Origin of the sequence: Sulfurospirillum sp. hDNRA2 (genome assembly GCF_024206095.2) — a bacterium.
GTDB lineage: Bacteria > Campylobacterota > Campylobacteria > Campylobacterales > Sulfurospirillaceae > Sulfurospirillum.
Genome location: NZ_CP159800.1, coordinates 1,806,666 through 1,818,676 on the forward strand (window position 1 = coordinate 1,806,666; position 12,011 = coordinate 1,818,676).

The 12,011-nt window shown below is 46.1% G+C and carries 11 protein-coding genes; 5 read left to right on the forward strand and 6 right to left on the reverse strand.

The window, feature by feature from the left end; all coding sequences use genetic code 11:
• Positions 1–10 precede the first annotated feature (10 nt).
• Together groL and NL930_RS08940 are read left to right on the forward strand one after the other, a co-directional pair.
• Positions 11–1,642 (forward strand): chaperonin GroEL, encoded by a 1,632-nt coding sequence (gene groL / locus NL930_RS08935; RefSeq protein WP_254376444.1) that lies wholly within the window; start codon positions 11–13, stop codon positions 1,640–1,642.
• Positions 1,643–1,705: 63 nt separating this feature from the next.
• A complete protein-coding gene (locus NL930_RS08940) occupies positions 1,706–2,482 on the forward strand; it encodes a hypothetical protein (RefSeq protein ID WP_254376445.1) in 777 nt (258 codons plus the stop codon).
• Here the strand turns inward: NL930_RS08940 and NL930_RS08945 are convergent.
• From NL930_RS08945 to NL930_RS08965, 5 genes are all read right to left on the reverse strand, one after another.
• A complete protein-coding gene (locus tag NL930_RS08945) occupies positions 2,479–3,309 on the reverse strand; it encodes a YitT family protein (RefSeq protein ID WP_254376446.1) in 831 nt (276 codons plus the stop codon). The two genes, NL930_RS08940 and NL930_RS08945, sit on opposite strands and share 4 nt — an antisense overlap.
• A 30-nt stretch (positions 3,310–3,339) precedes the next feature.
• Positions 3,340–3,717 (reverse strand): DUF1850 domain-containing protein, encoded by a 378-nt coding sequence (locus NL930_RS08950; protein WP_254376447.1) that lies wholly within the window; start codon positions 3,715–3,717, stop codon positions 3,340–3,342.
• Complete coding sequence (locus tag NL930_RS08955; RefSeq protein ID WP_254376448.1) at positions 3,714–5,783, reverse strand: TRAP transporter permease; 2,070 nt, start codon at positions 5,781–5,783, stop codon at positions 3,714–3,716. Before NL930_RS08955 ends, NL930_RS08950 begins: the two co-directional genes overlap by 4 nt.
• Before the next feature lie 63 nt (positions 5,784–5,846).
• Positions 5,847–6,785, reverse strand: a complete 939-nt coding sequence (locus tag NL930_RS08960) for a TAXI family TRAP transporter solute-binding subunit (RefSeq protein ID WP_039675707.1) — start codon at positions 6,783–6,785, stop codon at positions 5,847–5,849.
• 144 nt (positions 6,786–6,929) lie between these two features.
• Positions 6,930–7,526, reverse strand: a complete 597-nt coding sequence (locus NL930_RS08965) for a lactate utilization protein (RefSeq protein WP_254376449.1) — start codon at positions 7,524–7,526, stop codon at positions 6,930–6,932.
• Positions 7,527–7,618: 92 nt separating this feature from the next.
• Here NL930_RS08965 and NL930_RS08970 point away from each other — a divergent pair, with 92 nt between their 5' ends.
• Positions 7,619–8,329 (forward strand): YebC/PmpR family DNA-binding transcriptional regulator, encoded by a 711-nt coding sequence (locus NL930_RS08970; RefSeq protein ID WP_039675703.1) that lies wholly within the window; start codon positions 7,619–7,621, stop codon positions 8,327–8,329.
• Positions 8,330–8,341: 12 nt separating this feature from the next.
• Here the strand turns inward: NL930_RS08970 and NL930_RS08975 are convergent, their stop codons facing one another.
• Positions 8,342–8,578 carry a helix-turn-helix domain-containing protein gene (locus tag NL930_RS08975; RefSeq protein ID WP_144441006.1) on the reverse strand — a complete coding sequence of 79 codons (237 nt, stop codon included), beginning with the start codon at positions 8,576–8,578 and terminating at the stop codon, positions 8,342–8,344.
• Between the two features lie 255 nt (positions 8,579–8,833).
• Here NL930_RS08975 and NL930_RS08980 point away from each other — a divergent pair, with 255 nt between their 5' ends.
• Together NL930_RS08980 and NL930_RS08985 are read left to right on the forward strand one after the other, a co-directional pair.
• On the forward strand, positions 8,834–10,441 hold the full coding sequence (locus NL930_RS08980; RefSeq protein WP_254376450.1) for a methyl-accepting chemotaxis protein: 1,608 nt from the start codon (positions 8,834–8,836) through the stop codon (positions 10,439–10,441).
• Between the two features lie 119 nt (positions 10,442–10,560).
• On the forward strand, positions 10,561–11,907 hold the full coding sequence (locus NL930_RS08985; protein ID WP_254376451.1) for a bifunctional diguanylate cyclase/phosphodiesterase: 1,347 nt from the start codon (positions 10,561–10,563) through the stop codon (positions 11,905–11,907).
• Positions 11,908–12,011 lie beyond the last annotated feature (104 nt).

Genomic DNA, 12,011 nt, shown 5'->3' on the forward strand with positions numbered 1-12,011 from the left:
GGAAACACGAATGGCAAAAGAGATTCAATTTGCAGACAGCGCAAGAAATGCCCTTTACGAAGGCGTTAAAAAATTAAACGATGCGGTAAAAGTAACGATGGGACCACGCGGTCGCAACGTATTGATTCAAAAAAGTTTTGGTGCTCCAAGCATCACAAAAGACGGCGTATCCGTCGCAAAAGAGATTGAGCTTAAAGAAACCGTTGAAAATATGGGTGCGCAATTGGTCAAAGAAGTCGCTTCTAAAACGGCAGACCAAGCAGGTGACGGTACAACGACGGCAACCGTTTTAGCGCATGCTATTTTTAAAGAAGGTCTTAGAAACATCACCGCAGGTGCAAACCCCGTTGAAGTTAAACGCGGTATGGACAAAGCGGCCGAAGCGATCATCGCAGAACTTAAAAAAATGGCAAAAGCCGTAAAAGATAAAAAAGAGATCGCTCAAGTAGCAACGATTTCCGCTAACTCCGACACCGTTATCGGCGGATTGATCGCTGAAGCGATGGAAAAAGTCGGTAAAGACGGCGTTATCACCGTTGAAGAAGCTAAAGGTATCCAAGACGAGCTTGACGTCGTTGAAGGTATGCAATTTGATCGCGGTTACCTCTCTCCGTACTTTGTAACCAACCCTGAAAAAATGCAAACGATTTTAGAGCATCCTTTCATTTTATTGTTCGACAAAAAAATCTCCAACCTCAAAGACCTTCTTCCGGTTCTTGAGCAAGTTCAAAAAACCGGTAAACCGCTTCTTATCATTGCCGAAGACATCGACGGCGAAGCCTTGGCAACCCTTGTTGTCAACAAACTCAGAGGCGTTTTAAACATTGCGGCGGTAAAAGCTCCGGGCTTTGGCGATCGAAGAAAAGCAATGCTTGAAGACATCGCGATCATCAGCGGCGGCGAAGTAATCAGCGAAGAGCTAGGACGCACGCTTGAAGCGGCTACCTTGGCAGACCTCGGTCAAGCAGCTCGCATCGTCATCGACAAAGACAATACGACTATCGTCAACGGTAACGGAGAAAAAGCACGTATCGACGGACGCGTTGCACAAATCAAAGCACAAATCGCAGAAACCAGCAGCGACTACGACAGAGAAAAACTTCAAGAAAGACTTGCCAAACTCAGCGGCGGCGTTGCGGTCATTAAAGTAGGTGCGGCAACCGAAACCGAAATGAAAGAGAAAAAAGATCGCGTAGATGACGCGCTTTCTGCAACCAAAGCGGCAGTCGAAGAAGGTATCGTTGTCGGCGGCGGTTCCGCGTTCATCCTTGCCAATGCCAAAGTTTCGCTTTCTCTCAGCGGCGACGAAGCAATCGGTGCCGAGATCGTAACACGAGCACTCAAAGCTCCGCTTCAACAAATTGCCGAAAACGCAGGCTTTGACGCGGGCGTCGTTGCACACAACGTTTTAACAAGCACCAAAGCCAATTACGGCTTTAACGCGGCAAGCGGCGAATACGTCGATATGTTTGAAGCCGGTATCGTCGATCCGGTTAAAGTATCGAGAATCGCCCTTCAAAATGCCGTTTCCGTAGCAAGCCTTCTTTTAACCACGGAAGCTACGATTACCAACATTAAAGAAGAAAAAGCTCCCGCAATGCCGGATATGAGCGGTATGGGAGGCATGGGCGGAATGATGTAATGCATTCTGCCTATGCTTAACATGTAAAGCCGCTTCGGCGGCTTTGCTTTTCATTTTGATCCCATGAAACATTTACTTCTTTTTCTTTTCCCCTGCACTTTATTCGCGTTTGAAGCTTTGGTCGATGCCCTTTTAGACGGCAACTTGACCCATAAAATCACCGCCAATTATTATGAAAACGATGAAGAGGAGATTCCTTTTTCAAGTTCTCGAAGCCAAAAAGTCTTTTTTCATTATCAAACTGCGCCGCGAGACGGCATCAAACTCGAAATGGCGACGCAATCCTTTGCACAAAAAACCTACGATAACAGTAACGACAATACGATTTACTATACCGAAGCACGCTATCAAAACGCGACGGATTTTTTGCATTACAAATTGAGCGCGAACTACTATGCCGACACGTACCGCCAAAGTTTGGCCGAAAAAAGCGTCGAAACGACCAATGCATTCGGTATGAAAGCGCAAGTCAATTTAGACGCATTGAGCAGTTACGTTGCCTATTCGCAAGTGATGAACGGTATGCGAAGCGCTTCAAGCGATCTTGAGGGCAAAGACCACCTTTTGCCGACCTCTTCGGTCTTAAGCTCGAACAATTACATGCCCAATACCGAAGCGTATGCTTTCGACGTCAATTACGCGTTGCGAAGTAACGTCGTTTTGGGCTCGCGTTACGTTTTGACGACGCACGAGCAAACAACGCTCTCTTACACGGGCGTTTATACCGATTTTAAACTCAATGAACTCTCAAAAGGACTTAATTTAGGCATTTTATACGATAAAACGGGTATAGATAAACAAAACAATCAGATGAGCATCCAGATCAAAAAATCGTTTTAGTGCCCGCGACCCAAGAGTTCCGAAGCCTCCATGACAACCATAAACGCTTCTTTATCGATGGTTTGAATCAGCTCTTTCAAGCGTGGAATACGCGCGTTTTCGACGACCAAAAAGATCATACGCTTGGATTCGTTCTCAAAAATACCCTCCCCGTGGACGATCGTACCGTTTTTGCCTAGATGTTCGACGATCGCTTCGCACAGTGCTTCGATTTTCGTCGAAACGATATGCACGACTTTTTTTGAAGGTCCGCGCGTTAAAAACATATCGACGCTCTTAGCGGTAATATAAATACTCACCAAACTCCACAACGCCAAATCGATATTTTTAGCGATAAAGGCGATAGAGACGATAATGCACATATCGATGATGAGCATCACCGTCGAGGCTTTGAGCGTTGTTTTTGCCGCAACGATTTTTGCAAGAATAGTCGAGCCGCCCGCAGACGCGTGACCGCTAAAGATCAAACCCAATCCTATACCGACGGCGATTCCGCCGAAAATCGCCGCTAAAATGACGTCGCGACTCAAGGCTTGAAAACCAAAAGCCGCCATCGTATCGATGCACAAAGAGGTAAATCCGATCGCGACGATGCTTCGAAGCGTAAAATGCTTTCCGAAATATTTTGTTCCCAAAAGCAATAAAGGTGCGTTAATCGCGACCATTAAAACGCCGACGGGAAAGTTAAAAAGATAGTGACCCAAAAGTGCCATACCTGAAGTTCCGCCCGTTACCAACGCGTTGGGAAGAAACAACGAGACGACGCCGTACGCCAAAAAGAGCGAGCCTAAAACAATATAGCCGTAATTTTTAAGTTCCGATTTCACTACAATACCTCACGTAAAAAGTGCGGTATTTTAGCGTTCGCACGCTTCAAGTATCATAGTGTCCAACGTCAGCAGTTCGGGCATCAGCGCATCGAGTGCATAACATTCGCCCCCAAAGCAGAGTTCGTAACCTTGCGTAAAGGGCGAATGCGCTAAACGCAAGGTCTGTAAAGGCGGGGTATGCGGCGTATACTGCCAAGTTCCGTTTATCAAATGCGCATCAGGCGGCGGTTCCATTCCCGCACCGCTTCCGCGTACGCTTGCGAGAACGACATGTAAGGCATTATCGTGGATCGTCCATTGTTCTTCCCAACGGATTTTCTCGACCGAATGCATCCACGCAAGGGTAAAGCTATTGACGTATAACGTAATCGAAGCAACCCCCGCGCTAATACACAAAGCCGTCATTGCGCTTTATAACGTCTCCAAAGATTCCAAACGACAAAAAGCGTTCCCAAAGTAAACCCTATTTCATCCGTGATCGGCAATGCCGCAACCAATAAAACGGCGATACCGGCGGCACAGACACGTTCGATGACCTTTAGGGGCGTCCACAAATAACCAATTGCCGCACATCCCCATAAGAAAATCGCCAAAAGTGCTTTAATGACGACATAAACGACCGCCGTCCATGTCGGATCGCCTTGCAACATCAACGAAGGATCGTAGACCGCCATAAACGGAACGACAAAACCGGCAATGGCGATTTGCGTCGCTTTAAAGCCGATCTTCATCGCCGAGGCTTTAGCAATCGACGCGGCGGCAAACGCCGCTAACGCAACAGGCGGCGTTAAGTCTGCCATAATACCGAAATAAAAAACGAACATATGGCTGACGATCAACGGTACGCCGAGTTTTAGAAGTGCCGGTGCGGCAATGGAACTGGTAATAATGTAATTGGGAATCGTGGGAATACCCATTCCCAAAATTAAACACGCCACCATCGTTAACAAGAGCGACAGGAAAAGGCTCGTTTGACCGACTTCTAGGATAAATCCCGCAAAGTTAGACGCCGCTCCGGTGAGCGTCAATACGCCGATAATCACGCCGACGATCGCACATGCGATGCCCACGCCCAAGGCTTGCTTGGCACCGTCTATCAACGCTTTTTTCATTGTTAAAAGTGTCTCTTTCCCGCCTTGCACGAAAAAGTTAAACACCACAAGAACGCCAATTACGCCTAAAACCGGCACGATGCCCCATTCGATAAACGAAGCCGCACCCAGCCCTAGCGAAAACCAAAAAACGTAGCGAAGTGCCTTTTGGGAAATACGCACCGCAATTGCCGCACCCAAAATCAATACCGCCGTCAACGTTAAGCCCATCATACCCGCGAACATCGGCGTAAAACCGTGAAACAACATGTACACCAACGCCGCCAAAGGAAGTGCCAAATGCCAGCTCGCTTTGAGCTCTTTCCACGGATTAGGACACTGATCGGCGGGAATGCCTAAGAGTTTGAGTCTACCCGCTTCCAAGTGTACCATCCAAAACGCCGTGACGTAGTACAACATCGCAGGAATAATCGCCGCCATCACGATGTCCGCATACGGAACGTTGAGCGTCTCCGCCATAATGAACGCCACCGCACCCATAACCGGAGGCATAATCTGACCGCCCATTGAAGCGGTTGCTTCCACCGCACCCGCGAAAACAGAGCTGTAACCGAAACGTTTCATCAACGGTATCGTAAACTGTCCGACGGTTAAAACGTTGGCGACTCCCGAACCCGAGATCGTTCCCATAAGTCCCGAAGAGATAACCGCGACTTTTGCGGGACCGCCTTGCGCACGCCCGACGAGTCCAAGCGCTAAAGCGTTAAAAAGGCGAATCATCCCCGCATGTTCCAAAAACGTTCCGAATAAAATAAACAAAAAGATATACGTCGCGGAGACTAAGGTCGGCGTTCCCAAAATACCGTCGCTTCCCAAATAAAGCTGCCCTACGATTTGGTCAAATCCAAAACCGCGATGCGCGATCGAAAGCGGCAAGTATTGTCCGAAAAAGCCGTACGCCAAAAAGGCGGCACACACAAAAGTCAACGCCCAACCGACCACGCGACGCGCGGCTTCAAAGACCAAAACGGACGCCAACGTTGCTACAATTAGATCCGCATTCGTCGGATCGCCGGAACGCTCGATCAAATCGGCTTCGAAAATCAGGTGGTAAAACCCGACGCCAAATCCGAGTAAAGAGAGCAAAACATCGTACCAAGGGATACTTTGCTCGCTTCGTCCTTTGGCGTTCATCGGATAAAGCATAAAAATTAAAAACATCAAAAAACTGACATGTAAGGCGCGAATCACCAGACTCGAAAAGGGGTGAAACGCCGCAACGCTAATCTGATACGCCGAAAACGCCAGCGCCCCGAACACGACCGCAGACGCCGCCCAACCGACGAGTCGACGTTGGTGTCCGTGCTCTTCGAAGTCGGATTCTTCCTCACGGTTTTCTTCATGCATCAAAACAGACATTCTCTTTTCCTTATCGTAAATCAAATTGAGAAGGCTCATCAAAGAGCCTTCGATCATCACTTCTTAGAGAAGCCCTTTTTCTTTATAATACTTCAATGCGCCCGGATGAATCGGAGCCGGAGGATTTTTGGCGGCATTTTCCAGCGAAATGCCTTTGGCGGCGGCATGTGCGGCAACCATTTGATCCAAGTTTTCAAACATCGTTTTCGTCATCGTGTAGACCGTTTTTTCGGAAACGCCCGAATGCGTTACCAAAAAGTTTTGAACGGAAATCGTGCTAACGTCGCTGGTTTGCCCCTCATACGTGTTGGCGGGAATAATACCGACTTGGTATGCCGGATCGTTGATTTTTTGGACAATTTCGGCGGGAATCGTCAGGAAAACGACCTTTTGAGAGGTTGCCAAATCGCGCAGCGCCGCGACACCCGCACCTGAGGAGAGAAGCGTTACGTCAAGTTGGCGGTTTTTCATCAGTTCGACCGACTCGGCATACGAAAGATATTCGACTTTTGAGAAATCTTCGTATTTAATGCCCGCCGCTTCTAAAATCTTTTTAGAGTTGAGTGCCGTTCCCGATTTAGGCGCGCCGACGGAGATACGCTTGCCTTTAATATCCGCAAACGATTTGATTCCCGAATCCGCGGCGGCTACAAAGTGAATGTAATTGGGATACAACGCCGACACGGTGCGTAGTTTGTCCAAAGGTGCTTTAAATCCGGCATCCGCATCGCCTTTATACGCGTCCGAAAACGAATCCCCCAAAGAGATCGCCACTTCGCCGCGTCCGGCTTGCAATAAATTGAGATTTTCCACGCTTGCTTTGGTCGCTTGAACCGCCGTTTTGGAATCGGGAATCGCTTTAGCGTACATCTGCGAAAGCGCAACGCCCAAAGGATAATAAATACCGCTGGTTCCACCGGTTAACACATTAATAAACTCTGCCGCGGAAAGTGCCGTAGCAAGGCAAACCGCCGCACTCGTCGCTAAAAGCGTTTTTTTCATCAAGGACTCCTTAGAATAAATGTCGTAGACGTTGACGAGACTTCGTACGTCTTTAACTTTAATCAAAAAATCCTTGGAGAATCTAAAAACGTTACACCTTTGCCGCTTTACATGTAAAATGTTTCCGTGCGAAGCATTTTACGGCTAGTAGCCAAGCGACTCTTCGACGAGAATAATCGTCGTTCGCCCCTCTTCGTCCCCACTGATATAAGTAAATTTTTTGCCGATGTTGTTCATCGAGTAGCGCGGTTCTTTGCCCAAACTAATCGCTATCGCGTTCATGCGTTCGATGTTTTTAGGGCTAGCGACGTCGCGAATACGTTTAAAGCCCTCTTCGATGTTTTCGACGAGTTTATTGATACCGGCGATAATCAACACCTTTTTAGGCCCAAAAATCTGCGCGGCAACACGATTTCCGCTACCGTCGGCATTGACCAAGATGCCGTCTTTGGTAAGTGCGTTCGTGCCGCAAAGGTATAGGTCGGAGAGTAAACCTTGGCGACGGCGGTTGACGTTTTCTTCCATGCTAATGCCCGCTTCGTATTGATTAAAAAGCGTCAGGTCTTTACGAGAAGTAACATAATCGTACAATCCGATCTCTTTGACGCTTTGCGAACCGCCAAATCCAATACGCATGTGCGGTTGGATAAAGCTCATCGACGCATGCAACGCCGCTTCTTTGTTGGGTACGACGACCAACTCGAACCCGTGCTTTCGATAAATTTTTTTTAACGCTTCCATAAAAGCTTCCTTGTTTTTATCAAATCATACTCTTATTTTTAAAAAGGTATAATTAGAAAATTGACACTTTATCAAAGAAGGAATATACCCCTATGGGAAGAGCGTTTGAGTACCGAAAAGCCGCAAAATTAAAGCGATGGGGCAATATGTCCCGTATATTTCCGCGTCTGGGTCGTATGATTATGATTGCCGCAAAAGAAGGCGGCGGCGATCCGGATATGAACCCCAAACTCAGAGCCGCGATCTTAAATGCGAAAGCGGAGAATATGCCCAAAGACAATATCGATGCCGCAATTAAACGCGCACTCGGTAAAGATGCGCAAAGCTTGTCGGAAACGACGTACGAGGGTAAAGGACCTCACGGGTCGCTTTTTTTCGTCGAATGTGCAACCGACAATAATACGCGTACCGTCGCTAACATCAAAAGTGCGTTTAAAAAAGCGGGCGGAGAGATGCTCAACAACGGTTCGCTGGAATTTATGTTTTCGCGAAAAGCCGTTTTTGAATTTGCCAAAACCGCGACGATGGATTTGGAAGAACTCGAATTAGAACTCATCGATGCGGGTTTGGAAGAGATCGAAGAAGAAGACGGCGTCGTGCTCGTCTATGCGGACTATACGAATTTCGGAAGCTTAAATGCCGCATTTGAGCGTTTGGGTATCGCACTGACTAAAGCAACGTTGGAGCGTATCGCCAACACGCCGATCAATCCTAGCGAGGAGCAAATGCCCGATATTGAAAAAATCATCGAGCGTATCGAAGAAGACGACGACGTTCAAGCCGTCTATACCAATCTGGGCTAATTTTCGAGGGATTTAAAGACCCTCGAAAAACTCGCAAATATCAACATCCAACACTTTAGCAATTTTACAAAGATGCTCAATGTTAAATTTTTTATTTTGAATTCCACATTCTGCCTTTGCATAAAATGCGGCGGAAGTATGTCCAATCGCTAAAGCCATTTCGAGCTGGCTTTTACCTTTCTTTTCGCGCAATTTTCTAATATTGCTACGAATCCTTTCATGGGCGTATTCTATATCGTTCTTGGACATGATTTTATCATCTTTCACAACATTGCTACATGTCAAAGATAAAATTTACGTAAGTTTACTTTGATAGCTCCTTTACCGCAATGTCCTATAGGGCATTGCGTTATTTTCCTTTTCGTCTTACACTGTCACAGTTTTATTTTCTTAATATTTTTCATATTCGTGTGAACATATTGAATCCTTTATAGTATAAGAATTTTATCGTCATTTTTTAAGCATATATTTTAACAAAAATCAATCGTAAAAGGAGTTTGCCTTATGAGTATCGGAAAACAGTTGATAACAATGCTCGGCATTGCTATTTTTGGAATTATTGCCGTCTTTAGCATCGGAATGACAAAGATGGAACAGGTATATGAAAAAACCAATACATGTAACGTGAACTCCTTACCGAGCGTTTTATTAATGGGAGATATGTCGCAAGATTTTAACGCTATGCGTATTACGATATGGGAGCATATATCGTCGCACGATAAAGGCGAATTAAAAGCGTTAGAAAACAAATTTAAAGAATATAAAACTTCTTTTGACCTCCACTATAAAAAATACAGTGTTTTACTCTCCGACGATAAAGATCGCGAATTTTACAAAAAAGAACAGGAGCTTTTGTTCTCGTTTCTTGCAATGACGGATCAAGTCTTTAAGCTTTCCGACGAAGATAAAAACGATGAAGCCAAAGCGATCGTTTATGCTAATCGTGCATCGACGGCGCAATTGGCTAAACTCTTTGAAGAACATATGACCTACAACCAACACCTCGCCGAAAGTGATGCAAAGATGGCGGTAGAAGCTAAGAATAGCGCCTCGTCGATGATGATAGGACTTTCCCTAATCGTAGCCTTGAGCGTGATTGTCTTAGGCGTGATGATCCGAAATAACGTGATGCAAGGAGTGCATCTGATACGAGATAGTATCAGTGGATTCGTTCAAAAAAAAGAGTTGAAGTTTCGTATCCATTACGGTAAAAAGAATGAGATCCAAGAGATCGTCAATAGCTTTAATACGCTGGTAGATACCTTAGAGCATATTATTGAAGACGTCAAACGCTCTTCTAGCGAAAACGCTTCGGTTTCGCATGAACTCTCCACCACCAGTATGCAAATCGGTAGAAACGCCGAAAACAGTACCGTGATCGTTAACAATACGATTGAAGAGATCGTATCGATTAAAAAGTTTGTTCAAGAAACGGCGATCCTCTCCGAATCGATGAAACAAAGTATCGCCCTTGCGGGGAATAAACTCGAAACCGCCAAAAATGAAGTGATCCAACTGAAAAACGAAGTCGAACTTGCCAGTGAAGCCGAAAGTGCACTTGCCGGACAATTGGAACAAATGAGTAAAGATGCCGAACAGGTCAAAGAGATCTTAACCGTCATCTCCGATATTGCCGATCAAACCAATTTGCTTGCACTCAATGCCGCGATTGAAGCTGCCCGAGCGGGAGAACACGGACGAGGCTTTGCGGTGGTTGCCGATGAAGTCCGTAAACTTGCCGAACGTACCCAATCGTCTTTAACCGAGATTAACGCAACGATTAACGTCATCGTTCAATCCATCGTTAACTCTTCGGATAAGATGAGTAAAAATGCTCAAAACATTCGTCATCTAGCTTCGGTTTCAACCAATGTCGAAGATACCATTATCTCTACGACCTCGGTCATGAACGAAAGCGTAGCATCGGTGAGCGTGAGTGCCGATAATTCTCATAAGATTGCTAAAGATACCGATAAGATCGTTGATCTTGTTACCAATATCAATGCGATTACGAGTGAAAACGCCAGAAGCGTCGAAGAGATCGCCTCTGCGGCGGATCATCTCTCCAAGTTAGCGGAAAATCTCAATGCTAAGCTGGGGCAGTTTCAGTAAGTTTTTAAAAACGACATGTAAAGAGAGAACTCTTTACATGTCACTTCCGTCGATAAACCGCAAACATTACTTTATGAAAAGAAGTGAGAATGTACCGTAACGTTTTAAGGAGAGCTATTGTGTCGTGGAAAATGAAGCCTTGCCTGCATCAGCCCGCGAGGAACAGGCTATGGTATCGCATAGACCCTTTAACGCATCTAGCCAATCGTATCGCTTTGCACGAAGCCCTTATGCGCATCGAAAGCTCACCCGCACGCCCTCAGTACCAAGCTTTGCTGATTTTGGATTTGGACCGTTTTCGAACAATCAATCATACGCAAGGGCATGTAACGGGCGATCGTATTTTAATCGAGCTTGCATCGCGGTTCCAACATCTTTTGGGCACGCAAGGAGATCTTTACCGTTCAGGCGGCGATGAATTTAGCGTGTTGTACGAAACGCCTTTTCACGAAGAATCTCACGCCAAAGACGCCGCACTTTTTTTAGCGAAAAAGTTGTCCTATGTCGCTTCTTCTGTCCTAACTATCGATCATAAGAGCTTTCGACTGAGTGCGAGTATCGGGATAATCGTCTTTAAGAACCGATCGTATTCTGCCGAGCATCTCTTTCAGTATGCCGATAGCGCACTTTTTCGCGCCAAAGAGGAAGGAAAAAATACGATTCGCTTTTTTCAAAGCGACTTTCAAACGCATTTAGAGAGCAAGGCCGTTTTTTTGGAACAACTGCTTTTTGCCGTGGAAAACGATCAGTTGGAGCTTTTTTACCAAACGCAAACAACGCTGACATGTGAGAATGCGCCGCGCATTTACGGTGCGGAAGCCTTGATTCGATGGCACCATCCGCATATCGGAACGGTTGCGCCGAACCGTTTTATTCCTCTTGCCGAAGAGAGCGGACTCATCATTCCTTTAGGGCATTGGATTTTAGAGCATGCGATGCGCCAACTCAAGGCGTGGGAAAACGATCCGGACAAACATACGTGGCGACTCTCGATCAATATCAGCACGAAGCAGTTTGAGCATGAGAGTTTTCTCCCTTCCGTGTGCGCTTTGCTCAAACGCATCGCCTGCGATCCTCGTAAAATCTGTTTTGAATTGACCGAAAGCCTTTTGATTCAAGATGCGAAAAAAGCCCTGCGAAAAATCTTCGAACTTAAACGCCTCGGCATCTTGCTTTCGATCGACGATTTCGGTACGGGGTTTTCTTCGCTTTCGTATTTAAGGCGACTCAAAGTCGACGAACTCAAAATCGATAAGAGTTTTGTTCGAAGGATGCTTTCAAGTCCCGTCGATCGAACGATTATCGAGACGATTTTAACCTTAGGCAAACGCTTCAACCTTGCAATCGTCGCGGAAGGAATCGAAACACAAGCGCAATTCCAAGCGTTAAAGAACTTGGGCTGTCGCTCTTTTCAAGGGTATTTGTTTCACAAACCCTGCTCCATAGCTTCGATTGGCTCGTTTTGATCGTTAAGGGTTTTAAAATTCATCGTGATTTTGTATAATAAACTTCCGACAAAATACCCTTGCCAAAAGGCGTGCGGTGTTTGGAAAAAGTAAAGAGCTTTACA

Excerpts from the sequence above, each read along its gene's own strand:
- NL930_RS08980 (WP_254376450.1), top strand. The coding sequence starts at position 8,834 with ATGAGTATCGGAAAACAGTTGATAACAATGCTCGGCATTGCTATTTTT.
- NL930_RS08960 (WP_039675707.1), bottom strand. The coding sequence starts at position 6,785 with ATGAAAAAAACGCTTTTAGCGACGAGTGCGGCGGTTTGCCTTGCTACG.
- NL930_RS08975 (WP_144441006.1), bottom strand. The coding sequence starts at position 8,578 with ATGTCCAAGAACGATATAGAATACGCCCATGAAAGGATTCGTAGCAAT.
- NL930_RS08955 (WP_254376448.1), bottom strand. The coding sequence starts at position 5,783 with ATGTCTGTTTTGATGCATGAAGAAAACCGTGAGGAAGAATCCGACTTC.
- NL930_RS08940 (WP_254376445.1), top strand. The coding sequence starts at position 1,706 with ATGAAACATTTACTTCTTTTTCTTTTCCCCTGCACTTTATTCGCGTTT.
- NL930_RS08950 (WP_254376447.1), bottom strand. The coding sequence starts at position 3,717 with ATGACGGCTTTGTGTATTAGCGCGGGGGTTGCTTCGATTACGTTATAC.
- NL930_RS08965 (WP_254376449.1), bottom strand. The coding sequence starts at position 7,526 with ATGGAAGCGTTAAAAAAAATTTATCGAAAGCACGGGTTCGAGTTGGTC.
- groL (WP_254376444.1), top strand. The coding sequence starts at position 11 with ATGGCAAAAGAGATTCAATTTGCAGACAGCGCAAGAAATGCCCTTTAC.
- NL930_RS08970 (WP_039675703.1), top strand. The coding sequence starts at position 7,619 with ATGGGAAGAGCGTTTGAGTACCGAAAAGCCGCAAAATTAAAGCGATGG.